This is a genomic window from Alteromonas sp. KUL49 (assembly GCF_006538345.1).
Taxonomy (GTDB): domain Bacteria; phylum Pseudomonadota; class Gammaproteobacteria; order Enterobacterales; family Alteromonadaceae; genus Alteromonas.
In genome coordinates, this window is sequence record NZ_BJKL01000002.1 from 411,191 (window position 1) to 437,155 (window position 25,965).

Here is a 25,965-nt window from a genome sequence, read left to right on the forward strand (position 1 = left end):
TAGAAAATACAGACGCTATATGAATGCTATTCTCTTTATTGAACTGACATTACTTACGACGAGTTCAATTCTCGCCATTATTTTCTACCTCTCTTGGCGCACCATGGGAAGAGAACGGTATTCTCTTTTATGGACACTAACCTACCTCGCTATTGTGTTTCAGCGAATTTTCAACATCAACAAGGGTGAATTTGATTCGTCTGCACTACATTGGATGATCGTATGCACGCTCTCGGTGTTGTCAGTTGTTTTAGCGGCATGGGGACATATTCTTCGTAGTGAAAACAAGCTACCGATAAAATATATATTTGGTAGTAGTGCAATTATCTTGTTATTGACCTTTTATTTCACAGCGATAGAACCTTATGCAGGTTTAAGTATGTCGTTATACGTATTTTATAACGCGCTACTGTTGTTTTGCGTCGGAATTATAATTCTGAAGCACCCCAAGAAAACCATGCCTGCCGAAATTGGAGCAGCGTCAGCGTACATCACCCTAGCAATATTTCAGCTCGTTGCGGGGAGCATCGCGCTTATGCAGGGTGAAACAAGGAACGAGGTACTACTCGAGTTCTATATAATGGTGAACTTTGTAGTTCTACCCGGGGCATTCATTGCCATGGGACTGTTCACGGTATTTATTCTGGCATCTGACCTGTCTGAGAGATTAGCCAAGTTAATGGAACAGAAAAACAAAATGCTTGCAGATGTTACTCATGACTTACGCACACCACTCGCCAACATCAAAATGCAACTAGAGGCAATGGAAGACGGCGCCCTCGATCACAGTGAGAAGTCATACAGCTTACTTCAAAAGAAGTTGAGTAATCTCAATCATATGGTCGGAGACTTGTATCACTTGTCATTGATGGAGAGTGATTCTTTAGTTTTAAACAAGCGAGAGGAAGAAATTACCTCTATTATCGAAGAATCCGTTGAATCCTTCCAAGCATCAGCCATTAGATCTAAGCTCTCGTTGAACATGTATTATGAGTCTAACCAAGACATACATGTCTACGCCGACAGAGGTCGCCTGCTACAAGCGTTTAATAACCTGATTAAAAACTCTATTCGCTATACAGACTCTAATGGCGTGATCCGCATAACAATGTCTACCGAGCAAGACGAGGTTACTATTACCTTTGAAGATACCGCTCCGGGCGTTGCCGATACAGATTTGGAGAACCTATTCAATCGCCTTTATCAGGCCGAAAACACCAAAAACCGTTCCAATGGAGGCTCTGGTTTAGGGCTTTCAATTGTTGAGTCTATTATCAACGCTCACGAGGGAGGGGTTTCAGCGGCCCACTCTGATTTAGGCGGGCTAGGTGTTGTTGTAAGACTACCCATAATGTCCTTGCCAGCAAGAGGGTAACGATTAAATTCGTCTGAAGTTTCCATTCATTCTGCTACTCTGCATATTCTCTGCATATTTCTATCCTAGTCTGTTCGATTAGATTCTGACTATAGGAGAGATTAAGTCTATCTCTTCTAGTTTTTGTGGGACAAAAAGTATGCATACATTACAACTGAAATTAGCGATTGTGACTTTTCTCTGGACGCTATTAGCTTGGGAGAATGTTGCAAATGCCAGGGCTATTCAAAACGTTGCCTCTGAGACCAATACGAGTTGGGAAGTATCCAGTAGTAAAGCAAACATAAACAACGTATCTATAACTCTCACTGAGCGGCGTAATGATATTACCCTAACGCCGAGACTCTCTGTTTCAGAGCCCAAATCAATCACGATTTTTGTGCTTGCGCTAACAATTCTAGCCTTGCGTAGAGTCCCAAAAGCCCAGATTAAAACTCATTAAACCCAGAATGATTTTGAAAGCAATTCCAGACGATATGGTAAGCTCCGAATCTAAGCACAACCCGATGTGAGTTAAAAGGTAGCATGAATACCCCCACCATTTTACTTGTAGAAGACGATGAAGATATTGCTGAAATTGTCATAATGTACATGGAGAATGCCAACTATAAAGTACACTGGATGGCTGATGGCGCTCATGTTGTTGCTTGGACCAAAACAAATAATCCCGCTTTGATCCTGTTAGATATTGATTTGCCATCAAAGAGTGGAATCGACATATGCAAGGAAGTACGTGATTTTTCTGATGTGCCAATAATCATGACTACAGCGAAGATTGAAGAAGTTGATCGATTACTGGGATTAGAGTTAGGGGCTGACGACTATGTCTGCAAACCATACAGTACGAAAGAACTCGTCGCTCGTACAAAAGCAAATCTGCGACGATTAAACAAAATAATCCCCCCAAAACAGACACTAATACTGGATAGCAAAGACTTCAGTGTGAAGCTTGGTGATATTGTTGTCGAACTCACCGCCGTAGAATTTGCCCTATTCGACTTATTGTTTTCAAACCCGAACCGTATTTTCAATCGAAACCATATTATGGATAGAGTTTACCGAGACTACCGAGAAATAAACGACCGCACGGTAGACAGCCATATTCGTAATCTGCGGAAAAAACTAAAAAAGTTAGAAACAGAGCATGAACTCATTCGTTCCATTTATGGCGCTGGCTATAAATACGAACCAGTACCACAGCGAAGCTGATGCTCCTATGACGATTTGTACGCCTAAAACTGCAAAGCATATTGGTAAAGAGGCCAAGTCTAATCACGAAGAGATTTGCCGCGAACTGGGAACAGACCTTCATCTAGTCTCAAAAGATTTGAGAACATCATTATCGGGTATATCTATGCAACTAGAGGCAATAGAAGATGGCATGTATGAGAACAATGAATTAGCCGTTAAGAAGCTCCTCGCTAAAGTGCTGGATTTTGAATCAAAAATTCACGCAATAACATCATTAATAAAAGCCTAGTAGCAATCCGCGTAGAGATTTTACACCTACAGTTGACAACCTTCCTTTTGATCTATTTAATTATTAGTAGCACTAACTACTAATAATTAAATAATGTACGAAGAGATTACTACACAATTTCAAACATTAGGCTTCACTCAGCTCGAAAGTGAGATATACCTGTATTTGCTTAAGAACGGTGTAAGTACAGGCTACTCCATTGGAAAGGGTATCAATAAACCCGCTGCCAATGTGTATAAAGCACTGGATACGTTGGGTCAAAAAGGTGGAGTTATTTCGGCGTCTGGCAACAACAAAATGTTCAACGCGGTAGACTGGCAAACACTGCTTGATAAGCACAGGAAGCAGTTTGAACACACCCTTGAACAATTAAGTGAGCAATTAGAATCGGTTATTCAACCTGATATCGACGAGCAGATTTATCAAATAGATAACCGCAATCAGGTGATTGAAACCAGCCTCAAAATGATAGAAAAGGCCGAATCGATAGTTCTTGGGGATATAGAGCCAGAGGCACTTCCTCTGCTCTCTGATGCATTGGTTAACGCTGCCAAACGTGGGGTAGAAGTGCGAGTTAAACTCTACGAGAACGCGGATCTTCCTGGCGTTATCACAACACTTCGCAGACATGGCGCACCTATTCATGAAAAAACGGATGACGTTGCATTCAGCATAAGTTGTGATGGATCTCAATTTGTACTCGCTATGCTTTCGAAAAACAAAAGAAAGTCATTCAGGCCTTTCAGAGTCAAAGTGCCCTCATGAGTATGACAATGCACACACAAATTTTGTACGGCCAAGTACTCACTGACCTCAAAGATTTTTTGAAAAACAACGAGCTTGAGCAAGCCAAAACCGTGCTTACAGACACAGAACATCTTCATCCGTTAAGCGCCGAGAATGTTGTTTTTCAGCGTTACAAAGCACGATACAAAATCTAGCTCAACCTAGTTTCGCACGTATAGAAAAAAGGACATAAACCGTGAGAAAAGTAACACTATGCCTATCTTTGATTATGACCCTGTTGTCAGGGTCAATCATGGCAAACCCGTTTGATAAAGTGGATGAGTACATCCTTAACAACAAAGGCATCATTCAGTTGAATTCAGGTACGGCAGTAGCTGTTGTGAAGGGCGATGAAGTCATTTACGAGGGCTATTTTGGGTACTCAGATATTCAAAACCAAACGCCTGTTAATGAAAATACGGTGTTTTATATAGCCTCTATGACCAAAGCGTTCTACGCATTAAATACGCTACTGATGGAACACAGTGGAAAAGTTGATACGAATACTACTTTGAATGCTATGTTTCCCGATATTGATTTCAAACCTGCGATTCAAAGCGACAAAGTAACCATCACGGATTTGTTACGTCACACCAGCGGTATAGACAGTTGGCCATTGATACAAGTGACCGCTTACACCGGGCAATATGACAACGACCTGATTAATCAACTGTTGGAAGACTCTTACGTTAACCCTAATGCTCCGCTCGGCACATTTGATTATACCAATGTGGGTTACAATATTTTGAGTCATTGGATGGACAATACGTTTGAAACCAATTGGCAAACTCAGCTAGCGACCAATATTTTCAAGCCATTGGGTATGAATCAAACCTCAGCGCTCATGAGCGATGCCACGAGCAACGATTGGGCACTTGCCAAAGGCTATTCAGTTAAGTCGCCTACGCCAACAACTCCCGTTTATCTCATCAAAACAGATGACAGTATGCACGCTGCTGGCGGAATGATTACTACCGCCCAAGACATGGCAAAATTCCTACTCGCACAGGTTAATGGGGGCATTTTGGAGGGTACTCAAGTAATACCTAAAGAAGTCATTGCCAAGTCCCATGAGTCACTCATAACTCACTCTATGTTTGGCCATGAGCAGAGCTATGGTTGGGGGTGGTTTAATCGCGATATTTTTGATCAGCGTATTTTAGAGCACAGAGGTGGGTATTCGGGTGCCAGTACCTACATGTCGATCATGCCCGAAAAACAAATTGGTTTAGTGGTTTTAAGTAACCAAGATAAATGGGGCGGCGACTTAGCCTACGCGCTAGAAAAGCTGGTATACGCCATAGCATTAGATAAACCAGAAGAAGAAATAAACGAGATTATTGAGGATTACGAAGCTTTTGTACAAGAATCAGCCACTCGCTTTTATGAGAACAAGAGTTCTGTAATCCCTGAAAAAGCCCTACAACTAAACGCCATGTATGTTGGCAACTTTAGCCACGACACTTTAGGTAACATTGTAGTAAGCCAACATTCAGACGGCACCTACCTCCTAAAGTGGGGAAGCTTACAAAGCGCCTTACTTGTTGGAAATGCGCCGCATACACTCAGTGTGGAGTTTTTACCGAATAGCATTGAAGATATTGTTTTTATGCAAGCAAGTGACAAACAGCGGTATCTGAAGTATCGAGAATACTGGTTTAAGTTTAATCAGTGATGGGTTGCATAACCAATTGCGCTACGTCTTGCGCAATCGACAAACAAGACGTTAAACCGGGCGATTCTATTCCCAGTAAATTGAAAAGCCCGGCTCGTCCGAAACTTGCGCCATTTTGAATCACAAAATCTTCAGCGGGTTGCCCTTCTCTCATTAGCTTTGGTCGAATACCTGCATAATCAGGTTGCAGCTCTCGTGCTTCAACCCCTGGCCAATAGTCTGCAACGCGGTGTTTAAAAGCAGCTACTTTGCTAGCATCTACCTGATAATCAATGTTATCGATCCACTCTACATCGGGGCCAAACCGTCCACGACCTTGTAAGTCCAGCGTATAGTGAACTCCCAAACCACCAGCTTCTGGCAGTGGATACACCAGCCTTGAAAATGGAGCTTTCCCCGACAGCGAAAAATAACTCCCCTTTGCAAACGCCGCTTGCGGCAAATGATTGGAATCTGTTGTCAACGCCTTAGCAAGGCTAACGGCGGAAAGCCCAGTGGCATTGACTACTCGCTTACATCGAATTCGGCTTTGCTCTTGGTCATTTAATTGCAAATGCCACTCGCCGCCTTCTAGCTCGCCGCTTTGTACTGGTGTATTGCACACCACCATGCCGCCTAAACGCTCAATATCGGCATGCAATTGGGTCATTAAACCATGTGAATCGATAATCCCCGTAGAGGGAGACATGATGGCTGAATATACCTCTAATTCTGGCTCTAGCTGCATCACATCGGTTTTAGACAGAAACCTTAAATCGCTAACTCCATTGGCTAGGCCTTTTTGATAAACCTGCTTGAGCATCTCTTGCTGCTCGGCATTCCCAGCGACAATGAGCTTGCCACAGCGACGATGTTCTATGTGATTTGACTGACAATAGTCGTAAAGAAGCTGTTTGCCTCGAACACAATGAAAGGCTTTTGATGAATTCTGCGGATAATAAATGCCTGCATGAATCACCTCGCTATTACGGGAGCTAATTCCCGAGCCAATGATAGGTGCCGCCTCAAGCACAATAACCTCGCGGCCGGCCAGTGCCAACTCACGGGCGATGGCAAGGCCAATCACTCCAGCGCCTATCACAACATGGTCGATTTTTTCAGACATTAGTGTCCTTGTGGTTGTCAATTCTTATCGTTAGATGTAGCCCATTATTATTCAACAGCATATCGAAAACTCAAAGAATGCAAGAAATTAGCTGTTTATGAAAGAAATGATCTGCTCAATCTACTGACTGCATATTCCCTGCACAATTTGATGCGATTCTCTATTACGAAACAAGCTTAGATTTACATTTTAGATTGTAGTAGGGAATTCTAGTGAGACATTTAAACAACAAGTTAACTAACCCAGCGAACAAGATCAGTAAAAGGTTCACAGCACTGTGCCTAATCATCATGGCCCACATATTGTGTGTTCCCGTTGCTAGTGCAACTCCCGTTTTAACGACAAGTGAGTTTCTGGTATTTTCTGATCGCAGCCATTGGCTTCAAGCATTAAACGGCAGTTCAATTTATCTTGATGACTTGTCAGATGAACCAACCACCACCAGTCCAACAAACTCTCTGACATTACTCGGCTCAAACATAACCGTTTCGGTGACCAAAGGGATCTCTACTTCTGTCGATTATCTTGGTGTTGCCAACGAAGTGATGACTCTTAATTTAGATCCAGACGATTTGAATAAAGAGCCAGCAGAATACGCAGTTGAACTCAATAACACATATATTGGATTTGGGTTCGATTTCATTGAGGTCAACAAATCAAGTGCTGTTACAACAGTTCATATGAAGGTATTCGATACCGAATTTACTCTCTACGATTTAGCAGAGCTACAAACTGGATTTGTGGGTATTGTGTCGCTTGGTGACGGTATCGACGAATTTTCATTCACCAATGGAACTCGAACTGGTGGGGTAGACGCTTTTAGCATCGACAATATTGAACTTGCTCAAGCTACCGCGGTTTCAGCGGCCAACTCGTTTTTTATAGTTTTTATCGGTTTAATTGGATTACTAGCAACTCGCTTTCGTCGCAATAATGCATGTGCGCAGGTTGTTTCTATCCACTAGGTTTATTTATTAAGAGAGCGGCACTAATGATTACTAACTGGAATTGCCCCAGTTCGAATCAAATGACACCAAAAAACAAAAAGCCTGTTTAAATACTTACCGCACTAGAATCAAAAAAGCGAGCCGTAACGGCTCGCTTTTTAACAATTGGCACTCAGTTAAAGGATACCTCTCTACTCGAGGTGCTTTCCCCTACTCCTCCAAATAACTCTCAATCGAAGGGCAAGAGCAGATCAAGTTACGATCACCGTATACATCGTCAATACGGTTTACGCTAGGCCAGAACTTGTTACGGTGAACTTCAGGTACAGGGTATGCCGCAAGTTCACGGGTATAGCTGCGGTTCCAGTCGTTGTCACAAATATCAGCCAAAGTGTGTGGCGCGTTGTACAGTGGGTTATCAGTTGCATGCCACTCGCCGCTTTCTACTTTGGCGATTTCTTCTCGAATACTGATCATGGCATTAATGAAGCGGTCTAGCTCGTATTTTGCCTCTGATTCAGTTGGCTCAATCATTAGCGTGCCCGCCACTGGGAAGCTCATCGTCGGCGCGTGGAAACCGTAGTCATTTAAGCGCTTAGCAATGTCCATTTCGGTCACGCCCGATGACTCTTTAAGCGGACGTAGGTCGATAATACATTCGTGAGCAACACGATCGTTGTTGCCTTTGTAAAGTACCTCGTAATGACCTTCTAGTGCTTTTGCTACATAGTTAGCGTTAAGAATAGCCACTTCCGTCGCTAAGCGCAGACCCGCAGAACCCATCATTTTGATGTACATGTAGCTAATTGGCAAAATAGACGCACTGCCCCATGGTGCAGCAGCTACAGCGCCACAATCGTCGCCAGCGGTTTCTACGTTAATCACCGTATGGTTAGGTAGAAAAGGCGCAAGATGCGACTTAACACCGATAGGTCCCATACCTGGGCCACCACCACCATGTGGAATACAGAAAGTTTTGTGCAGGTTCAAGTGAGATACATCTGAACCAATGAAGCCCGGAGAGGTAATCCCCACCTGCGCATTCATGTTGGCACCGTCCATGTAAACTTGGCCGCCGTATTGGTGAACAATGTCACAAATTTCACGTGCGGTTTCTTCGTAAACACCGTGGGTAGACGGGTAAGTAATCATTGCACATGATAGGTTTTCGCCCACTTCTTCGGCTTTAGCGCGAAGGTCGTCTAGGTCTACGTTACCGTTGTCATCACATTTAACCACTACCACGTTCAGGCTTACCATTTGTGCAGAAGCCGGGTTAGTACCGTGAGCAGAGCTTGGAATTAAGCACACGTTACGGTGCCCTTCACCACGGCTCTCGTGGTAGCGCTGAATGGCTAATAAACCTGCATACTCACCCTGCGCACCTGAATTAGGCTGCATAGAAAGCGCGTCGTAACCAGTAATGTTGATTAACCAGTCGCTAAGCTCGGCAATCATTTCTTGATAGCCCGTAGCTTGGTCTAGCGGTGCAAAAGGGTGAAGCTGACCGAACTCAGGCCAAGTAACAGGGATCATTTCCGCAGTCGCATTTAGCTTCATGGTACATGAACCCAATGAAATCATTGAGTGGTTCAATGCCAAGTCTTTGTTTTCAAGTGACTTGATATAACGCAGCATTTCAGTTTCAGAATGATACTGGTTGAATACCTCGTGCGTCAGTATGTCACTGGTACGAACAAGTGCTTCTGGAATAGATGTAGAACCATTCGCAGTAATGTCACCGTCCAAAGCGTCGATGCTTAGGCCGTGGTCGTCGCCAACAAGTAAACTAAACAGTGCGTTAATGTCGTCGCGAGTAGTCGTCTCGTCAAGCGCGATACCAACCGCGCCTTCTAGGTCGGCACGTAAGTTCATACCTAAGCTGTAAGCTTTAGCAAGTACTTCATCTTTGTTGCTTACATTCACGGTAAGGGTATCGAAGAAGGTACTGTGCTTGAGGGTTAACCCTTTTTGAGTTAAGCCAGCGGCAAGAATATCGGCAAAGCGGTGAATGCGCTGTGCAATAGTTTTTAGTCCCTCTGGACCGTGGTATACCGCATAGAATGATGCCATATTGGCCAATAACACCTGCGCAGTACAAATATTGGAGTTAGCTTTTTCACGGCGAATGTGTTGTTCGCGGGTTTGCAGTGCCATACGCAATGCTTGACGGCCACGGGTGTCTTTACTCACACCAATAATACGGCCAGGCAGTGAACGCTTGTAGTTGTCGCGAGTAGCAAAGAATGCCGCGTGTGGACCACCGTACCCCATAGGTACGCCAAATCGCTGTGCACTACCCAGAGCAACGTCTGCACCAAGCTCACCGGGTGACTTAAGCATCACCAAGCTCATAAGGTCAGCAGCTACTGCCACAATACCTTTTTTAGCTTGTACCGCAGCAATCACTTCAGAGATATCAGCCACTTCACCTGTGGTTGAAGGGTACTGCAACAATGCACCAAATACATCGTGCTCAGCAGCGGTTGCCGCAGGGCCAGTGACAATGCCGAATCCAAACATTTCCGCGCGAGTTTCTACTACGTCGCGTGTTTGTGGATGTACGTCATCAGCAACAAAGAATAAGTTGGCTTTTTTGTTTTTGGATACACGCTTAGCAAGTGCCATCGCTTCTGCCGCAGCAGTACCTTCATCAAGCAGTGATGCCGACGCGAGTGGCAGACCAGTAAGGTCAATAGTCACTTGCTGGAAGTTTAAAATGGCTTCCAAACGACCTTGGGCAATCTCTGGCTGATAGGGTGTGTAAGCAGTATACCAACCCGGGTTTTCTAACACGTTTCGCAGAATTACATTGGGTACGTGAGTATCGTAATAGCCCATACCAATGAAAGAACGGTTAATTTTGTTCTTCGACGCAACGGCTTTTAGCTCAGCTAGCGCTTGAACTTCGGTGGCACCTTCGCCTGTTTCGATAGGCTTAGGTAGTGCAATATCCGCAGGTACCGTTTGCGAAATGAGATCATCGATAGATGTTGCGCCAATGGCGTCTAACATGCTTTGCATTTCTTGCTCGCCCGGACCAATGTGACGACGAACAAAGGCATTTTTTTGCTCTAACTGAGTCAAAGAAAAAGAAGAATTAGACATAACGTGTTAAGCACTCACAATGTTTTACTTGGTAAAAAGGGGCACACAACGTAGCCCCTTTTTTAATTTTTATTCGTACAGCTGCGTGAAGATTTACTCTTCTTCGATGCTGCTTTCGTAGCCTTCAGCGTCAAGTAGACCTTCTACTTCAGACGCATCGTCAGCTTTGATTTTGAACAACCAGCCGTCGCCGTATGGGTCAGAGTTAACTAACTCAGGAGAATCTTCCAAGTCTTCGTTAACTTCTACCACTTCACCAGTGATTGGTGCGTAAACGTCAGACGCAGCTTTAACAGATTCAGCAACGCAGATATCGTCACCAGTGCTTACGTTGTCACCTACATCAGGTAGTTCAACAAAAACCATATCGCCTAATAGGTCTTGAGCGTGCTCAGAGATACCTACAGTGAAAACACCGTCACCTTCAGGGCGAACCCATTCGTGAGTTGCTGCGTAGCGTAAATCAGTTGGGATGTTGCTCATTGTCTTTCCTGTTTATTATCTTGTTAACTTATAAAACACTTTTTCCGTTGCGAACAAAGGAGGGCTTAACCACTTTTACTGTAACCCACTTTTTGCGCATTTCCACCTCTACGGTTTCACCCACGCCTGCTGGCACACGAGCCATGGCTATAGAATGTCCAAGTGTGGGCGAGAAGGTACCAGAAGTGATAACGCCTTCGCCGTTATCTGTTTTTACTTTTAGGCCTTGGCGAAGCACGCCTTTGTCGGTCATAACTAGCCCCACAAGTTTGTGAGTACCTGCTTCGCGCTGGGCTTCCAGTGCGCTGCGACCAACAAAATCACGGTCTGCCGGTTCCCACGTAATGGTCCAGCCCATGTTAGCGGCTAATGGAGAAATAGTTTCGTCCATGTCTTGGCCGTATAAATTCATGCCAGCTTCTAAACGAAGAGTGTCACGAGCACCTAGTCCGCAAGGTTTAACACCTGCGTCTAACAGGCTTTGCCAGAACATAGCGGCTTGCTCTGCCGGTACCATGATCTCGTAACCAGCTTCACCTGTGTAACCGGTAGTAGCAATAAATAAGTCTTCAGCTTGCACACCAAAGAAAGGCTTCATACCTGCTACTGCTTCTTTTTGCGCTGCGCTGAATAAAGTCGCTGCTTTTTCTTTGGCGTTTGGTCCCTGCACGGCAATCATGGCAAATTCAGGGCGTTCGGTAATGGTTACGTCAAAGCCTTCCGCTTTGCTGCGTAGCCAGTTCATGTCTTTTTCACGAGTAGCAGAGTTAACTACCAAGCGATAGTTAGTCTCGTCGAAGTGATACACAATAAGATCGTCTACAACACCACCTTCTTCGTTCAACATGCCGCTATACAAGGCTTTGCCTTTGTCTTTTAGCTTGGCAACATCGTTGGCAAGTAAGTACTGGAGATACGCTTTTGCTTGGCTGCCAGTGGCATCAACAATGGTCATGTGTGATACATCAAACATACCCGCATCTTGACGCACCGCGTGGTGTTCTTCGATTTGTGAACCGTAATTAATTGGCATATCCCAACCAAAAAAGTCCACCATTTTCGCACCAGCTTCAAGGTGCTTTGCATGAAGGGCTGTGGTGTTGCTCATTCCACTTACTCACTGTGTATATGAAAAATCGGAATTGAGTATAGTGAGACTCGTAAAACACAACAAATTGGAATTTCTTATCAATACATTTAAGAATATAATGTATTAAGGTTTCTTCATCAGGAATTCAAATATTTAATGAAACAGCTTTCACTCGATACGTTACGCACTTTTGTAAGTGTTATTGAGCTTGGCGGTTACGCTAAAGCGGGGGATTTTTTGGGGCGCTCCCAGCCTGCTATTAGCCTGCAAATAAAAAAGCTTGAGACCCAGCTCGACAGAAAACTGTTCACTAAGGTAGGACAACGACACCTACCCAGTGCAGATGGCAACTGGCTATACCCTAAAGCCAAAGAAATACTGGCACTGAATGATTCTATTTTCAGGAGTCTCACCCCTGCACCATTGAGCGGCCGTTTGCGTTTGGGTATTCCCAATGAGTTTGCCTCTACTCTACTACCGGGGTTGATCGGCGAATTCTCACAGCGCTATCCCGACGTATCATTGGAAGTTACGTCTGCATTGAGTCGTGATTTGCTCCATGCGTCTCAGCGAGATCATTTTGATTTGATACTCGCCCTCGCTAATCCGGATGAAGATACCGACGGCGAAGTGGTGTTAGAAGATGATGTAGTATGGGTGGGCGATGCCAGTAAGCCTCTTGTTGGCGATACTATTCCCCTAGTACTTGCCCCAGACGGTTGTATGTACCGAAGCCGAGTCATAGACCAATTAAAGCAACAAACCCACGCGTGGAAAATTACTTACACCAACGCCGACTTAACCGGTTTGGTGGCTGCTATGCAGCAAGGTTTAGGTATAACGGCGTTGGCGCGCTCGAGTATGCCGAAAAACCTCAAGGTACTTAACAATAGGTTTCTGCCAAAACTCGGTAAAGTGAATATCTGTTTGTTTAACCAAGACACACAGCACCCGGTAATCAGTAAAACGTTGGCTGAGTTTTTTACTATGCGTTTGAAAGCGAACACTTAATTTTCACATGTAAAAAAGCCCACCTAAATTGAAGTGGGCTTTTGACGATTCAGCAGCGAATGAAGTTAGCTTCGTTGTTGAACCGAACGGCGTCTTCTTAACGCTGTCATTCCAAGGAGTAGGACAATAATTGCACCATTGAATGAACCGCCAGAGGGTTTCTCGTGTCGACTTGCATCAAGGGGATAATAATCTCTCGTATCAGCTACTCCGTCACCATCGTCATCGATATCTGCGTTGTTACCAATGCCGTCGCCGTCGGTGTCAACAGTTTCTGAAGCGTCTAACGGGAAGGCATCAGAAGTATCATCAACACCATCACCATCATCGTCGGTATCTGCGTTGTTACCGATACCATCACCGTCTAAGTCTTCGGTTTCGGTTGCGTCTGTTGGGAAAGCATCGAGGTTGTCGTTTACGTTATCACCGTCTGTGTCTTCAGAGAGAGGATCCGTACCCAAAGTATTCACCTCGTCACCGTCTGATAGTGTATCGCCATCCGAATCAGGGTTCATCACGAGGGTGTTGTAGGTTTCGTATTCTTCCGCATCAGTTAATCCGTCACTGTCTGTATCAGCATCTGGCGTAAAGAAAATAAGGTTGGTAACTGCAACAGAGTCTTGCAAAGAGCTCGCTACCAAGTTTTTGCGATACGCCCAAGTTAATGTGCTTTCCCCTTGAGGAATATCAACCTTAACGCGCTCACTGAAGTCACCTGAGTATTCAACCAGCAAGGTGCCATCTAACCACAGCTCAAACATATCGGCGTCTAGTTCTGTCGAACCCATAACATCAAAATACAAACTACCTTCGTTAAACACGTCTGTGACTGAAATTACCGCAGCCTTATCGTTTGAAATAGGATCGTTAACCAGTTGACCTTCTCTCACATGCCATGATTCGGTTAAGGCAGGAAGCGACCATATGTCATCTAGTTCAGCATCCGAAAAGTCTAGATAAATCGCGCTATGTGCCGCAGGTACGCTGGTCTCATCATCTAGCAAAGAACCGTATTTGGCCTCAATACTATTAGTAAAGCCATCCATATCTAGATCAAGCGCGCCGTCGGTGGCATCTAACGGGTCAAGAGAAAGTGACACTTCCATTCCGTCACCAATCCAGTCACCGTCAGTATCAAACACTACCGGAGAAGACAGAACAGTATTTAACTCATCTCCATCCGATAACCCGTCTTCATCAGTATCTGCTAGAGTCGGGTTAGTTTTGGCGGTAAACTCTTCGAGATTGGTGAGTCCGTCTTGGTCTGCATCCAACGCACTGTCATCGACATTGACATCGAAACCAAATGCTAACTCCCAGTTGTCGGTCATTCCGTCGCCATCAGTATCTGTAGCCATGCCTGTATAGTAAACGTTATCAATCCAGACTTTATCTTCGAAGGAGTCTACGCTTCCATCTTTGTAATAAGCGAAGATAATTTCATGCTCACCTTCAGTTAACTCAAAGCTGAGTGGCTGCCAGTCGATATCTCCGGATTGGCTGAAAACAAAGCTTCGATCAATATACAACTCGAAGTAATCCCAACCAAATTCTGTGGAAGTTTTCAAATCAAAGGTAAGTACACCTGCCTCTGACTCAATATTTAATTCAACCGCTGCGAATTGGTTATGTGTGATATCAGCAGAGCCAAGGCTGAAAATCCCCTCTGCCGCAACCCCCTCGTACAATTCAAATCCAGCATCACCAAATTCGCTAAGCTCGAAGTCACTGGCATCACCGTTCTCAAAATCATAGATCAACGTCGTAATAATACCTTGAGTGATAAAATCATCGGGATCTGAAGGGTCGGTCCCGTCAATAAATTCACGCAAATTGGAAATACCATCGGCATCTAAATCGAGTAACGCGTCACTGTCGTTGATAGGATTTAAACCGTACTCAAACTCCCAACCATCGTAAATACCATCATCGTCAGTATCAGTGACCCTAGGATCAGTACCGAGCATGGTGAGCTCTTCACTGTCCATTAGCCCGTCATCATCAGAATCTAAATCTTTTGGATCGGTCCCTGTGGACAACTCAGCGCGATTACTTAGGCCGTCTTTGTCAAAGTCCAACAATGCGTCGTCAGGATTAGATGGGTCAAAGCCCAATACCATTTCTGCGATATCAGACATACCGTCGGCATCTTCATCAATGTTATTCGATTGACACTCAGCCCCAACCGCCAACAACGAGGCATAAACCGATAGCCAATCGTATTCTAGGTCTGACGCGGCTTGAACAAGACCACACGCACCAGTATTAAAGGTTTCGTCATTGAGCCAATACGCTTGGTTAGCCAAAACAAATACATCAAACGCCTTTTGTGGATCCCAATTAGGCAGTGTAGACATTAAGTAGTATGCTCGGTTGTATACACCACTACTAAAATGAACATCCATTCCTGGGATATAATCATCTGCATGATCAATTGACACACCATCGAGTGATGGTGTTGCAAAGTAGCGAAGTCCTGCGTCTTCCTGCTTAAAAATATCAGCACCAACTATCCAATCAACCTCTCCCTTCCAATAGTATTCAGCGGCTTCTCCGGCAATGTCAGAAAAAGCTTCATTCATTCCACCTGACTGGTCAGAGTAAATTAGATTAGCGTTAAACTCGGTAAAACCATGGCTAACTTCATGCACAGATACATTGACATCTACGAGCGGGTGAAACAAAGAAAATCCGTCACCGAACAACATAGAGTCGCCTGTCCAATAGGCGTTTTCATGATCCACACCATAGTGCACTTTCATCGATAACTGAAACGGCAAGGGCGCCGTGTCGTACCAGTCGCGGTACATGTCAAAGGCCAAATTACCAAAATAAAAAGCGTCGTTGATGGGTGAATAAGCACCATTAATATCTTTATGCGTGTTTTCATAACACGGAAAAATAAACGGGTCACTCCAAAAATCATTGAAGGTATGCTGCAAATCCACCGCTTTTACATTTTCATTTTCTAGCGAACAGTTGCCGTTGCCCAGGTCTGTACCATTTAACGCTTCATAGTCAGTACCAAATTGATATCGCCCCGTTTTTTCATTCCCTCCAGGCCCTGTAACTTGTGCGTGATTAAGTGCATTCCAAGTTCGTAATAACTGTCCGCTGTCGGCGTCAATAATAAATTTATGACGCACCGGGCCACCGGCTTCCAAGAAGCCAAACAGGTCTATTTCGTAGGCACGAACCGCTTTGCCTGTTACTTCGTGAAAATAGACAACAAGTTGCTGAGTGTTTCGCTCAATACGGGCTAGCTTACCGTGTTTTGTCTCCAATAAAGATTGAGCTTGAGACAGCACCGCACTGGACGAAAGTGCAGGAGGCACAGCGGTGTTGATATCTGCTTCGATATTAACCAGCAAACTTCCGCTTAAATTTATCTTTCCAGATTTTCTTAATGTGTGGCTAGCGACTTGCTGTCCCCAAACCGGCATTCCCTGATACTCAAGCTGCATACGTGTGTGCGTGTTACCCACTTTATCAAGAAAGCTCGTGGACACACTTAGGCTGTAGTCTTGTCCCATGTTATATTGGGATTTTATTGCATCTCTTATTTCTACAACATTAAGATTTTGCACTGTAGACGAAGATTTGACAGTATCAAATTCATTGAGATTGGTTGGTTTTACCAGCGTCGCTGCGTGAACACCGGAAGATAGAAGTATACTTCCCAGCAAAGTGCCGGTAAGCACAGATTTGTTGGCCATATTTATTCCATTTTGTTACGCCAGCAATGTGCCTCATTTTTATCATCACTAGCTATCCTTAGACGTGACATTGGCGTGACTAGCTGAGGCCTAGCACGCCATACAACGCTCTTAATCTTGAATTTTATTAAAAGCTATTGGTCAAAGTAACACCTGCACTCAAATTGTGCAAGAAGCCAACTTTTATTCAAAACAGGCTGTTTGGGGTGGTATGTGGTAGCTAAATCAGAAGCGTTTTACCGCCAACTTACCCAAGGGCTTGGCTAAGCTCTCTGCTGGCTCTGTAAAATAAGCAGGGCCCGAATCTGTCATATAAATACAGTCTTCTAAGCGCACACCAAACTCACCCGGAATATAAATGCCCGGCTCATTTGAAAAGCACATGCCTTTTTTGAGTACAGTAGATTCACCGCGCACAAAGTTCACGCTTTCGTGACCTTCCATACCAATACCGTGACCCGTTCTATGACTTAACCCTGGTAACGCGTAGTCTTTTCCGTAGCCTTGTGTGTTGTAGTAAGCACGCACAGCATCATCAACTGAGCCTGCCGGCACACCTAGTTTGGCAGCAGCGAAGGCTACGTTTTGCCCTTCACGGGCAGTGTTCCAAACATCCACCACTTTCTGTGAGGGTGTACCCACAACAAAGGTACGGCTGATGTCTGATTGGTACCCATGCACGGCACAGCCGCTATCCATCAAAACGACAGAACCTTCACGAATCGTCTGTTGAGCTTTCGTACCATGGGGGTAAGCACTTGCGTCATTGAACAGCGCCATAGCCCAAGTGCGACTACCACCTAGCTGTTGCTGCGCATTGTTCATCAAGCCTTTGACTTCGGTTTGGCTCATACCAATTTTCAATTGGCTATAAACAAACTCATAAGCTTTTAGGGTGATTTCATTAGCCTTGTGCATCAGCGCGAGTTCATTTGCCGATTTATACATGCGACAACCCAAGGTGATGGGTTCGGCTGGCACCAGTTCCATGTGACCTGCCTCTGATTGAAGGTCGCTCACAACGAAATATCGCACACTGTGTTCAATGCCTAACTTACCTGATGTTATGCCGCGAGATTTAAGAATATCGTTGACGAGTTTGAAGGGGCTTTCGTGTTCTTGCCACACATGCACATCGTCGCCCACCTGAAGTGACTCGAGTACACTGGGCTTTTCAAAAAACGGAGTCACCACCGCAACATCGCCTTTTTGCGGAATCACTAACGCGGTTAAGCGCTCACTGCGCCACCACTGAAGGCCACAAAAATAGTCCATTGCCGCACCGGGCTCAATCAAAATAGCGGAGATACCTCGCTCAGCCATTAGCGCCTGTGCTTTTTTAATACGCGCTTTTCGCTCGTCTACGCTAATAGGAACCGCATCAGACGTGATGGGTGTGAGCGTTGCTACATTAGACGTGGGCATTGCCGCAGCCGCTGACATTCCTGATAAGGGTGCTAGAGCAGCACTAAGACCGGTAAACTTAAGAAAATCTCTTTTGTTCATTGTTATACTCCCATTTCTTTGGTCAATTAGGCCCACATTACCAGTATCGCCCCTACAGCGATGAGCAGTAGCCCAATAACATCCTGTCGATTTATATTGTCTTTTAACCAATAATGCGCCAAGAGCAGGGTTAATAACACCTCTATTTGGCCGAGTGTTTTAACATACGCGACGTGCTGCAGTGCAACCGCAGTAAACCAACCTATTGACCCTAAACAACTCACGGTACTAATAACAAGCACCTGCTTTTTTTAGCCAGCAGTTGAACGAAGGTGTTTGGTTGAGTAAGCGCTATATAAGCACTTAACCCCACCGATTGAATGATGAGCGTACACAGCAGTACCCACCCCGCAGCGTGTAGCAAAGGAAGTTCAAGAAGCGCACTGGCTTCACGTACCAGCAGACTCGTCAACGCAAAGCATGCACCACAAGCCAACCCAATGAGCACAGTTTTTAAACTGGGGAGTCGAGTGTTGTCGCCAACGCTCATTATCAATACCGCAGCGGCGCCAATACAAATACCTAACCAACCAAGCGCACTTAAACTGCTACCAAAAAACAAGGAGCCTATAATACCTGCAACAATGGCTTCACTTTTTGCCAGGCCAGCACCTATAGCAAAGTTCTTTTGCCGCAACAGCACAACCATTAAAAATGTTGCGGCAATCTGAAAAACGCCAGCCAGTACAACATAAATAGCAAAGGCAGTATTGAATGAGGGAATGGGTTGACTGGAATGACTGTGTAACCCCAACAGATAAACCACTGCGATTGGCGCGGCGAGAATAAATCGAGAAAGGGTTACACCGATACTGTTTACATGGCCCGTTAGCTGGCTTTGTAAGGCATTTCTAACAGTTTGTAGTACTACCGCCCAACAGGTAAAAAATATCCACATTTACAAGCCCATTGCTTGGCTTACAAATGCATTTTTAAGTGCAGGTAAACTATTGGTGGCTGAAAGTCCCACGCCTCGAATGAGTTTCTTAAAAGGGTGACTGCCATCGAACAAATAAGCAAAACCATCCATGGCGGCAATCATTTTTACCGCTTCAGTTTTTCTTGCTCGCTCGAACTCGCGTAAGTGTTTATGTAAGCCAATATCTTTTTGTTGCTCAAACAAGCGAGTGATCAAACTGGCCAAACACAGTGCATCTTGCATCCCTAAATTAGCGCCTTGTCCGGCTAGTGGATGGATAGTATGCGCGGCATCGCCAATAATGGCGATGCCGTCTTTTGCCCATTGTCTTGCATAACGCATAGTCAATGGAAAATCCGTGCGATTGGTTTCAAGAGATACCTCTCCTAACACGCCATTTGAGGCGGCATAAAGGGCATTACAGAAACTCGCGTCATCAAGTCGCATGAGATCACTGGCTTTTTCTGACTGCTGTGACCACACGATAGAACATACATGTGGGTCAGACATGGGTAACAAGGCCAAAGGACCTGTTGGCGTAAACGCTTGTCGAGCAACATTCTCATGAGGGCGGCTTGTACGCACATTCGCAACAATGGCTACGTGATCATAACCTTTGAAGGTCAGTGGAAAACCTGCCTGTTTTCGCACATAGGAGTTTGCGCCATCAGCCCCCACCAACAAGCGGCAAGTAACAATCTCATCATCACTCCCTTGCCCTCGCGACATCATCAGCATAGTTTGTTGCGGGCTTGGCAGCACTCTATCAATTTTGCCGTTTACCACAGTGATATTTGGCAGCTGCTCCACCCGCTGGGCCAGTGCGTTGACCAACGCTTGGTTCTCAACGATAACACCCAGTGATTCTTGGGCTAGCTCACTGGCATTAAAATGAATATCGCCGAAACTGTCTTTGTCCCACACGTGCATTTCACCATACGGGTTAACTCTGTCGTGCTGTATCAACTGCCATGCGCCTGTTTGTTCCAGTGCATTAATGTTGCTTTGATTGATGGCACTTACCCGTGCTGTGGGCTTGTCTAATACAGGTGTAGTTAACGGCCCGTTGTTAATCACAGCAACTGTGCAGGGGGTATCTTTTAACGCAAGTGCAAGGGTCAAGCCCACAATTCCGCCACCAACAATGGCTACATCAACATGTTGCATAATGGTTTTACAGTCCTTTATTAAACGTATGTGTACCAAAACCCGTAGTCTGGCGCACAAAGGCCGATTTGGCAGATTTAACAGCCCCTAATCCGAGTAAAGCTAGGTTGCGCCCTACAACCATTGGAAGGTAATCGTTTGAAAATACTCTCACTAAGGTATCAGTAAGATTTATGGTTGCGTTTCTATCTTTTTGTCTAGCCTGAGAGTATGCCTCCAGAGCAGCGTACTCACCGGGATCAGTTGCCAACGCTAAAGTATCGACCAAACCTGTAATATCTCGAAGCCCAAGATTAAACCCCTGCCCAGCAATGGGGTGTAAGCTTTGTGCTGCATTACCAACGAGCGCAATTCTGTGGCTCGTGATGTTTTCTGCATAGCGCAGTGCTAATGGATATGACACACGCTCGCTCACGCGCAGTATTCGCCCTGCGCGATAACCAAAAGCGCGTTGCACAGCACAAATAAAGTCCGTATCTGACAGGGATAATATCTCGTCTTTCTGTGCACTGTCTAACGTCCACACTACTGAGAAACCAGTACCGTTTGAAGCTATGCCATTGATATCAGAATCATACGGTAAGAATGCGAGAGGCCCCGACGTGGTAAAGCGTTCAAACGCTGAAAACTCGTGAGGTTTTGCCGTATGCAAATTGCAAATAATCGCGGTCTGGCCGTAGTCTTTTGTATTGCGAGTTATGCCTACACTGTCAGACAACGATGAACGCCCACCATCGGCAAGTACGACACATTTAGCGTTTAGTGTATCACCAGACGACAAAGCAACCTCAACATAGTCTTTAAAACGAGTAACTGAATTGACCGATATGGGTTGATAATGTTTGAAGCGAGATTCAGGTGACGAACTTAGAGACTCTCCAACAAGTTCTGTGAGGGCACTTAATGAGACGACTTGCCCAAAACTATCAAGACCGAACTCCTGGCAATAGAGATCTGTGAGCCCAAGCCAACCTTTGTCCGACACTTCGATATGCTTTATCGCACCAGGATTCTGTTGCTGTAGTTTATCCAACCCAATACCGAAAGCATTAAGCTCTTCGACTGTACGCTGTGCCAGTGCAATGACCCGTTTATCTTGCTCTGGACTGATATGATTATCGGGTGTCGACTCATCAAGCAAGGTGATAGAAAAGTCAGTGCGTTCGACTAGTCCTTTCGCCAGTACATTTCCAACAACGCCACCACCAACAATAACCACATCTACACAATTCAATCTGGGCTACCTTTCATTAACTGCTCAATTTGTTCTATGGACTTAGGGACATCGTTGGTAATTACCTCAGCACCTGTTGCTGTTATAACCACGTTATCTTCTATACGAATACCAATACCTTTATATTGGCTTGGAACATCAGCGTCATCGCTAATGTATATTCCCGGTTCAATAGTCAGCACCATGCCAGGTTTAAAAGGCCTATCTTCGCCTTCGATTTTGTATTCACCTACATCGTGAACATCCAATCCAAGGTAGTGACCAACGCCGTGCATGTAAAACTGCTGCCATGCCTTTGATGCTAAGTTCTCTGCTACGCTTCCTTTAAGCACACCGAGCGCTACCAAGCCCTGAGTAATCACCTCAGCACTACATTGCATTGCTTCTGTCAGTGTGGTGCCAGGCCCAACCATGGTCAGTACTTTTTCTTGAGCCGCTAGCACTATTTCGTAAAGCGCTTTTTGTGATTCGCTGAATTTACCCGACACGGGAAAAGTTCGACTGATATCGGCAGCGTACCCCAAGTATTCGGCCCCAGCATCGATCAAGATCAAGTCGCCATCACAAATCTGCGCGTTGTTTTGGGTGTAATGCAAAATACACGCGTTGCTACCCGCACCTACAATCGTGCCATAAGCGGGTGAACGAGCACCTGCCATTGCAAATTCATGATGAAGCTCGGCCTCTATCTGATACTCGTAGCATCCAGAGTGAGCGAATGTCATGGCCCGCTTATGAGCACGCGCAGATATTTGAGCTGCCGCTTTCATTACTGCTATCTCACAAGCAGACTTAAATAAACGCATCTCATGAATGAGTGGACGAATATCCTTAATCGATGATGGTGCTAAAGCGCGTTTTGGAATTCCTCGCAAATGAGACATGGCGTCCATCAACAAGGTGTCTGCTGAAGCATTATCTCCTAGGGCAAAGTAAACATTGTCGTGACCTTGAAGGTTTTCGAGCACCGCATCGTCAAGCTCTTCCAGATCGAACGCTTCGTCAAGACTAAATCGCGCCAGCGCAGCATCCGCACCAAGACGCTTACCTTGCCAAATCTCCGTGGTTTTGTCTTTGGTAGGACATACCATGGCGCGATAGTTTTCACCGTATCTAGGGTGATTAGAAAGAATAAGCCATGCGTCAGGCTCTTCAAACCCAGTCAAATACCAAAAATTGCTGTTTTGACGAAATAAATAATGCGTATCGTTACTACGAGTAACCAGCGATGCGGCAGGCACCAAACACACGCTGTTCGGCTCGCATTCAGCGAGTAATCTGTCTTGTCGAGCGATAAATTCTTGTTGGCTTATCATAGGCTAACACTAGTGAACCGTAGGCGGCTCTTGTTGATCGTCTAATAAGGAACGACCTAATTCGCTAAAGCATAGAATTGCTGAAATTTTTACATACTCAACCACTTCAAAGAGTGCTTTTTCGGACTCTTCGTCGTCGTCCATGGGCTCTTCCATACGTGCAATGTCAGAGAAATCTTCAAGGGCTTCTTTTACGTCTTCTGAGCATTTTGTCAGGTCTTGCTGGTGCAAACCAAAGCCCATCATAAACCCTTGCACCCAATTGATCAGTGCAGCCCCACGGTCGTTAATGGGCGCGTCGTCCTCAGGCATCAAGAGTTGCAACGCAAACTCTGGTTCAAGTAACTGCTGGCAGAGCTGATTGAACAGTTGCGTCAAAATGTGGGTAGTTTGGTCATTAAATGACTTTCCCTGATTAATAGTATCGGCAAGTGCAGACGTCCAATTTTGGTCGGTTAGCGACATACCGCCGCACAACATTCCACACAAAATGCCTTGAACTTCGGCACCGTCTACTACTACGTCGTGTTGTGACAAGACGTTAGTTACCTTGTCAAATGTAAGCTGTTTATCCACAGAGATGTGTCCTTAATCTAATTGATGTAATAGTAGCAAACCGCGTTCTCAAAACCCATAGGTCACATAGTATGTTGGCGCATTTGTAACTTATGGCACCACCCGCACTGCCCTATTAATCACCGACTTGCCTACAGACTGAACATTTAACACAATCATCTCAGGCTTTTTGTGGCAAGGCAGTGTGATTTACTCTATGATCTCAAACCAGAAATACGGACATTTCGCTCGGCAACATTCTGCTTTAAGGTCTGCTTTAAGGTTGATATTTTTGAGTGTATAATCACTGACCAAATGGTCAGAATAAGATTTCCACTGACAGCCGAGAACAACAGAAGTCATGTTTTATAATGGGGTTTTCTTCACCCTGTTACTGATTTGCGCTACGCTGTTGTGTTACATAATAACTATGTCTCCTGGGATGTTCGCCAGTTCACTCATGTCCCTGGCCGATGCTATAAACTTAGGAAGTTGAAACGGATGCTATTGCGCAAGCTCGACGCGTATCGAGAAGCCTACGGTGACCGTGATTCTTCCGCCCTGAACTTTTCGGTTCACGGGCGAACGATGAACAGCGGCATTCTGGGAGACGCCCTCTTTCGATGGACGAAGAAATGGCAATAATTAATTTTGGTTCTATTAATATCGACCACGTGTATCAGGTCGAACACTTTGTTCAGCCCGGAGAAACCCTCGCATCCTCGCATTACCAGCAATTGCTGGGTGGTAAAGGGGCAAACCAGTCTATAGCACTTGCACAAGCTGGCGCAGACGCTCGCCATGTAGGTAGCATTCATCATTCCGATGCAACATTTAAACAATCTCTTATTAAAAAGGGCGTTGATTGCCGTGGAGTGAGCTGCTCAGATACTCCCTCTGGCCACGCAATCATTCAAGTGGTACCCAGTGGTGAAAACGCCATTGTATTGTTTGGTGGTGCCAATCAAACGCTTACGGAAAAAACAGTGTCTAGCGCACTGGCTGACGCACAAGCCGGAGATTGGGTACTTACACAAAACGAGACGAGTAGTATCGACGCTGTTCTTGAACAAGCCAAAGCACAAGGTCTTAAAGTCGCATTCAATCCAGCACCAATGACCGAATCGGTAAAATCTCTACCTCTTCATTGTGTTGACTTATTGATCGTTAACGAAACAGAAGCTGCGGGTATTACGGAGAAAGAATCGTTAGACGATATCATCGCTTACTTCCGCGAACATTGGACACACAGCGAAGTCATTATCACCCTAGGTAAAGCGGGTGTAATCATGTTACGTGGTGAAGAGAAACTGCAAGTTAGCGCTTTTTCAGTTGATGCCGTTGATACTACTGCTGCCGGTGACACATTTATCGGTTATTTTTTAGCGGCCTACACACAGAGCGGCGATGCCAAACAGGCGCTTACTCGCGGTTGCGCAGCATCGGCAGTTGCCGTAACACGAGAGGGTGCAGCCCAAAGTATTCCTTCAATTCAAGATGTTGACCTATTTTTGTCAGCAAATGCCAACACATAAAGGTACGCATTACTATGACGCATAAAATTATTTTAGATACAGATCCCGGTATTGATGACGCTATGGCAATTTTCTTTGCCTTTCAATCTCCAGACATTGAGGTACTAGGATTAACTACTGTTTACGGGAATGTACCGGTAGAAATGGCGGCGCAAAATGCTCTTACTTTGTGTGAAATGGCAGGAAAAGATATTCCCGTTACTAAGGGTGTAGGTATGCCATGGGTAGGTCCAGAATCTGGCTATGCTCATTTCGTACATGGCGACTATGGTTTTGGCCACATCAAACCTGAGCCACCAAAAGGTGAACTAGATCCAAGAAGCTCTGCACAATTTATTGTAGATATGGCACGCCAGTACCCGGGCGAAATTACCATTGTCGCAATTGGTCCATTGGGCAATCTCGCCCTTGCACTACGATTAGAACCAGAACTTCCTAAGTTAGTTAAAGGCGTAAGTATTATGGGTGGTGCGGCCTTTGTTCGCGGAAACGTAACACCTGTGGCCGAAGCCAACATTTGGAACGACGCTCATGCTGCAGCTATCGTTTTTGCAGCCGACTGGGAACTCAATATGTTCGGGCTAGACGTTACCAACGACGTACCTTTCGCACCAACTTTTGTTGATGTGCTTGCAGAGAAAAATTCAAAGCTTGGTGGATTTGTGCAAGAAAGTGCCCAGTTCTATATGGATTTCTATTCAGCCAATCGAGAAGACCGTGTGTGTTTCTTCCACGATGCCTTCCCTATCGCCCATTTGCGTCATCCAGAGCTATTTACTATGACTGAGGGTCATGCACGTGTTGGCACCGGTGAACTAGACCGCGGCCAAACCGTTGTGGCTCCTGCCGGTACAACCCCAAGCCCATTATGGACAGAAGCGAATACCATCAAAGTTGCTACAGGTGTAGAACACGCAAAACTGGAACAATTGTTCATAGACACCTACGCTTTGTAAT

The 25,965-nt window shown here is 45.2% G+C and carries 20 protein-coding genes, 1 other RNA gene and 1 pseudogene; 11 read left to right on the forward strand and 11 right to left on the reverse strand.

Annotated features, from left to right (window positions below):
• Positions 1-19: 19 nt before the first annotated feature.
• The 6 genes from EYS00_RS04945 (at position 20) to EYS00_RS04970 (ending at position 5,316) form a co-directional block, all read left to right on the forward strand.
• Entirely contained in the window at positions 20-1,375 is a 1,356-nt protein-coding gene (locus tag EYS00_RS04945; RefSeq protein WP_130635444.1) for an ATP-binding protein, read from the forward strand.
• A gap of 525 nt (positions 1,376-1,900) precedes the next feature.
• Entirely contained in the window at positions 1,901-2,584 is a 684-nt protein-coding gene (locus EYS00_RS04950; RefSeq protein ID WP_130635445.1) for a response regulator, read from the forward strand.
• Positions 2,585-2,591: 7 nt separating this feature from the next.
• Complete coding sequence (locus EYS00_RS04955; RefSeq protein ID WP_130635446.1) at positions 2,592-2,855, forward strand: hypothetical protein; 264 nt, start codon at positions 2,592-2,594, stop codon at positions 2,853-2,855.
• Positions 2,856-2,948: 93 nt separating this feature from the next.
• Complete coding sequence (locus EYS00_RS04960; RefSeq protein WP_130635447.1) at positions 2,949-3,620, forward strand: TrmB family transcriptional regulator; 672 nt, start codon at positions 2,949-2,951, stop codon at positions 3,618-3,620.
• Positions 3,617-3,796, forward strand: coding sequence for a hypothetical protein (locus tag EYS00_RS04965; protein WP_141252465.1), 180 nt, complete (start codon positions 3,617-3,619; stop codon positions 3,794-3,796). The genes EYS00_RS04960 and EYS00_RS04965 overlap by 4 nt, the downstream gene beginning before the upstream one ends.
• A 41-nt stretch (positions 3,797-3,837) precedes the next feature.
• The gene (locus EYS00_RS04970) at positions 3,838-5,316 is read left to right on the forward strand and encodes a serine hydrolase (protein ID WP_130635448.1); all 1,479 of its coding nucleotides are present in this window, start codon (positions 3,838-3,840) and stop codon (positions 5,314-5,316) included.
• On the opposite strand, the gene EYS00_RS04975 is transcribed toward EYS00_RS04970, so the two are convergent.
• Complete coding sequence (locus EYS00_RS04975; protein WP_130635449.1) at positions 5,306-6,421, reverse strand: NAD(P)/FAD-dependent oxidoreductase; 1,116 nt, start codon at positions 6,419-6,421, stop codon at positions 5,306-5,308. The genes EYS00_RS04970 and EYS00_RS04975 overlap by 11 nt on opposite strands.
• 212 nt (positions 6,422-6,633) lie before the next feature.
• Here EYS00_RS04975 and EYS00_RS04980 point away from each other — a divergent pair, with 212 nt between their 5' ends.
• The gene (locus EYS00_RS04980) at positions 6,634-7,386 is read left to right on the forward strand and encodes a hypothetical protein (RefSeq protein WP_130635450.1); all 753 of its coding nucleotides are present in this window, start codon (positions 6,634-6,636) and stop codon (positions 7,384-7,386) included.
• A gap of 192 nt (positions 7,387-7,578) precedes the next feature.
• Here the strand turns inward: EYS00_RS04980 and gcvP are convergent, their stop codons facing one another.
• The 3 genes from gcvP to gcvT form a co-directional block, all read right to left on the reverse strand.
• Entirely contained in the window at positions 7,579-10,476 is a 2,898-nt protein-coding gene (gcvP, locus tag EYS00_RS04985; protein WP_130635451.1) for an aminomethyl-transferring glycine dehydrogenase, read from the reverse strand.
• Positions 10,477-10,569: 93 nt separating this feature from the next.
• A complete protein-coding gene (gene gcvH / locus EYS00_RS04990; RefSeq protein ID WP_130635452.1) occupies positions 10,570-10,959 on the reverse strand; it encodes a glycine cleavage system protein GcvH in 390 nt (129 codons plus the stop codon).
• A 28-nt stretch (positions 10,960-10,987) separates the two neighbouring features.
• Positions 10,988-12,067 carry a glycine cleavage system aminomethyltransferase GcvT gene (gene gcvT / locus EYS00_RS04995; RefSeq protein WP_130635453.1) on the reverse strand — a complete coding sequence of 360 codons (1,080 nt, stop codon included), beginning with the start codon at positions 12,065-12,067 and terminating at the stop codon, positions 10,988-10,990.
• Positions 12,068-12,205: 138 nt separating this feature from the next.
• On the opposite strand from gcvT, the gene EYS00_RS05000 reads away from it, so the two are divergent.
• Positions 12,206-13,060, forward strand: a complete 855-nt coding sequence (locus EYS00_RS05000; protein ID WP_130635454.1) for a LysR family transcriptional regulator — start codon at positions 12,206-12,208, stop codon at positions 13,058-13,060.
• Between the two features lie 65 nt (positions 13,061-13,125).
• On the opposite strand, the gene EYS00_RS05005 is transcribed toward EYS00_RS05000, so the two are convergent.
• The 7 genes and pseudogenes from EYS00_RS05005 to EYS00_RS05035 form a co-directional block, all read right to left on the reverse strand.
• A complete protein-coding gene (locus tag EYS00_RS05005) occupies positions 13,126-16,776 on the reverse strand; it encodes a M4 family metallopeptidase (RefSeq protein WP_130635455.1) in 3,651 nt (1,216 codons plus the stop codon).
• Between the two features lie 225 nt (positions 16,777-17,001).
• Positions 17,002-18,282: a Xaa-Pro peptidase family protein gene (locus tag EYS00_RS05010; RefSeq protein WP_130635456.1), complete on the reverse strand. Its 1,281-nt coding sequence runs from the start codon at positions 18,280-18,282 to the stop codon at positions 17,002-17,004.
• A gap of 26 nt (positions 18,283-18,308) precedes the next feature.
• Positions 18,309-19,180: pseudogene (locus tag EYS00_RS05015) on the reverse strand (EamA family transporter).
• Complete coding sequence (locus tag EYS00_RS05020; RefSeq protein ID WP_130635457.1) at positions 19,181-20,368, reverse strand: FAD-dependent monooxygenase; 1,188 nt, start codon at positions 20,366-20,368, stop codon at positions 19,181-19,183.
• A 7-nt stretch (positions 20,369-20,375) separates the two neighbouring features.
• Positions 20,376-21,602 carry a 2-octaprenyl-6-methoxyphenyl hydroxylase gene (gene ubiH / locus EYS00_RS05025; RefSeq protein WP_130635458.1) on the reverse strand — a complete coding sequence of 409 codons (1,227 nt, stop codon included), beginning with the start codon at positions 21,600-21,602 and terminating at the stop codon, positions 20,376-20,378.
• On the reverse strand, positions 21,599-22,918 hold the full coding sequence (gene pepP / locus EYS00_RS05030; RefSeq protein WP_130635459.1) for a Xaa-Pro aminopeptidase: 1,320 nt from the start codon (positions 22,916-22,918) through the stop codon (positions 21,599-21,601). The genes ubiH and pepP overlap by 4 nt, the downstream gene beginning before the upstream one ends.
• Before the next feature lie 9 nt (positions 22,919-22,927).
• The gene (locus EYS00_RS05035) at positions 22,928-23,494 is read right to left on the reverse strand and encodes a UPF0149 family protein (protein WP_130635460.1); all 567 of its coding nucleotides are present in this window, start codon (positions 23,492-23,494) and stop codon (positions 22,928-22,930) included.
• Positions 23,495-23,904: 410 nt separating this feature from the next.
• On the opposite strand from EYS00_RS05035, the gene ssrS reads away from it, so the two are divergent.
• The 3 genes from ssrS to EYS00_RS05050 all read left to right on the forward strand — a co-directional run bounded on the left by ssrS (position 23,905) and on the right by EYS00_RS05050 (position 25,964).
• Positions 23,905-24,087: non-coding RNA, 6S RNA (gene ssrS / locus EYS00_RS05040), on the forward strand.
• A gap of 21 nt (positions 24,088-24,108) precedes the next feature.
• Positions 24,109-25,008, forward strand: a complete 900-nt coding sequence (locus EYS00_RS05045) for a ribokinase (protein WP_130635461.1) — start codon at positions 24,109-24,111, stop codon at positions 25,006-25,008.
• A 14-nt stretch (positions 25,009-25,022) separates the two neighbouring features.
• Complete coding sequence (locus EYS00_RS05050) at positions 25,023-25,964, forward strand: nucleoside hydrolase (protein ID WP_130635462.1); 942 nt, start codon at positions 25,023-25,025, stop codon at positions 25,962-25,964.
• Position 25,965: the final 1 nt, after the last annotated feature.

Coding starts and splice junctions, on each gene's coding strand:
- EYS00_RS04945 (WP_130635444.1), top strand. CDS start 20: ATGAATGCTATTCTCTTTATTGAACTGACATTACTTACGACGAGTTCA.
- EYS00_RS04955 (WP_130635446.1), top strand. CDS start 2,592: ATGACGATTTGTACGCCTAAAACTGCAAAGCATATTGGTAAAGAGGCC.
- EYS00_RS05010 (WP_130635456.1), bottom strand. CDS start 18,282: ATGAACAAAAGAGATTTTCTTAAGTTTACCGGTCTTAGTGCTGCTCTA.
- EYS00_RS05000 (WP_130635454.1), top strand. CDS start 12,206: ATGAAACAGCTTTCACTCGATACGTTACGCACTTTTGTAAGTGTTATT.
- EYS00_RS04975 (WP_130635449.1), bottom strand. CDS start 6,421: ATGTCTGAAAAAATCGACCATGTTGTGATAGGCGCTGGAGTGATTGGC.
- gcvH (WP_130635452.1), bottom strand. CDS start 10,959: ATGAGCAACATCCCAACTGATTTACGCTACGCAGCAACTCACGAATGG.
- gcvT (WP_130635453.1), bottom strand. CDS start 12,067: ATGAGCAACACCACAGCCCTTCATGCAAAGCACCTTGAAGCTGGTGCG.
- EYS00_RS04950 (WP_130635445.1), top strand. CDS start 1,901: ATGAATACCCCCACCATTTTACTTGTAGAAGACGATGAAGATATTGCT.
- pepP (WP_130635459.1), bottom strand. CDS start 22,918: ATGATAAGCCAACAAGAATTTATCGCTCGACAAGACAGATTACTCGCT.
- EYS00_RS05020 (WP_130635457.1), bottom strand. CDS start 20,368: ATGCAACATGTTGATGTAGCCATTGTTGGTGGCGGAATTGTGGGCTTG.
- EYS00_RS05050 (WP_130635462.1), top strand. CDS start 25,023: ATGACGCATAAAATTATTTTAGATACAGATCCCGGTATTGATGACGCT.
- EYS00_RS04965 (WP_141252465.1), top strand. CDS start 3,617: ATGAGTATGACAATGCACACACAAATTTTGTACGGCCAAGTACTCACT.
- EYS00_RS05005 (WP_130635455.1), bottom strand. CDS start 16,776: ATGGCCAACAAATCTGTGCTTACCGGCACTTTGCTGGGAAGTATACTT.
- EYS00_RS05045 (WP_130635461.1), top strand. CDS start 24,109: ATGGCAATAATTAATTTTGGTTCTATTAATATCGACCACGTGTATCAG.
- EYS00_RS04960 (WP_130635447.1), top strand. CDS start 2,949: ATGTACGAAGAGATTACTACACAATTTCAAACATTAGGCTTCACTCAG.
- gcvP (WP_130635451.1), bottom strand. CDS start 10,476: ATGTCTAATTCTTCTTTTTCTTTGACTCAGTTAGAGCAAAAAAATGCC.